Origin of the sequence: Actinomadura rubrisoli (assembly GCF_004349215.1) — a bacterium.
In the GTDB taxonomy this organism is placed as follows: domain Bacteria; phylum Actinomycetota; class Actinomycetes; order Streptosporangiales; family Streptosporangiaceae; genus Spirillospora; species Spirillospora rubrisoli.
The window spans coordinates 1-1034 of the sequence record NZ_SMKU01000734.1; the positions used below are offsets into that span (position 1 = coordinate 1).

3 protein-coding genes are annotated in these 1034 nt (G+C 72.8%); all 3 read right to left on the reverse strand.

What is annotated here, in order from left to right; all coding sequences use genetic code 11:
- Nucleotides 1–258, reverse strand: a 258-nt coding sequence (locus E1298_RS47175; protein WP_207945299.1) for a hypothetical protein, incomplete at its 3' end; no start/stop codon positions are given.
- A gap of 50 nt (nt 259–308) precedes the next feature.
- Entirely contained in the window at nt 309–614 is a 306-nt protein-coding gene (locus E1298_RS47180) for a hypothetical protein (RefSeq protein ID WP_131903856.1), read from the reverse strand.
- 80 nt (nt 615–694) lie between these two features.
- On the reverse strand, nt 695–1034 hold a 340-nt coding region (locus E1298_RS49165; protein ID WP_243726284.1), incomplete at its 5' end, for a hypothetical protein.

Consider the following 1034-nt stretch of genomic DNA (forward strand, 5'->3'; position numbering starts at 1 on the left):
CACCCCGCCCAGCCCGTGCACCACCACCGTCCCCGGCTCCTTCAGCGCCTTCCGCAGGACGGCCAGTTCGTCGCCGCGCCCGACGAACACCTGCGAATGCCCGGGGACGTTCACCAGCCCTGGCGGGGCGGCGACCTCGGTGACCGGACGCAACGCCTCCGGCGGCAGGCTGATCTGCACATTGGTGGCACCCGGCCCGGTCGAGAGGATGCCCGACATGGCGCCGCCCACCGCCGCCGACCCGGCCCCGTGAGCCACCGGACCGGTCTGCGGCGCGGGCGACGCCCGCTTCCACCACTGGTGCCCCATCACCGCGACTGACGGTTGGTCGTCCTGTCACCGGTCGAGGCGATCCCGGTGTGGTCGCCTGCAATGGCGATCGACCGATCCCCAGGGGTGGAGGACCGTGGCGACGGCTCTCCCTCGCCTCCGTGCCGCTCGGCGACGAGCCCGTACACCGCCACCGCCAGCCCTGCCAGAGCGACGAACACCCCGATCACGCTGGCCAGCTTGTCCGCCTCGTCCAGGCCCACCGCCGCGAAGTAGCCGCCGAGCCCCACTGTGGCCATCGCCGCGACGACGGCCCCGCCCCGAACCAGAACACGTCCCCTCATGAAGCCCATCATGGCCACCAGTTCGCGATCACACAATGTGAATGCCGGTAGACCTACCGTGATACCGGACGCCCCTAGCGTCAGTCCTTGACGGTCAGCCGGTCGAGGCGCAGGCCGGTGAAGGCGTCGGCGGTGACGCCCCGGACGCGTTCGGACCACACGAGGTGGTCGTGGGCGGACCACAGGGGCATCGCGGGCATGTCGCGCAGCATCGCGCTCTCGGCGAGACGAGTCGGGATCACGCCGTCCTCGGGGGTGGCGGCGCGCTGCGCCTCGGCGAGGAGGTCGGTGGAGTAGCGGTCGGCGAAGCCCGTCCGGGCGTCCAGCAGGGGGGCGACGGACGCGACCGGGGCGGGGTAGGCGGCGGTCGTGCGGACGGCGAACGGGCCGTCCACCGTGCGGTCGTCCAGCGCCTTGCGC

Excerpts from the sequence above, each read along its gene's own strand:
- E1298_RS47180 (WP_131903856.1), bottom strand. The coding sequence starts at position 614 with ATGAGGGGACGTGTTCTGGTTCGGGGCGGGGCCGTCGTCGCGGCGATG.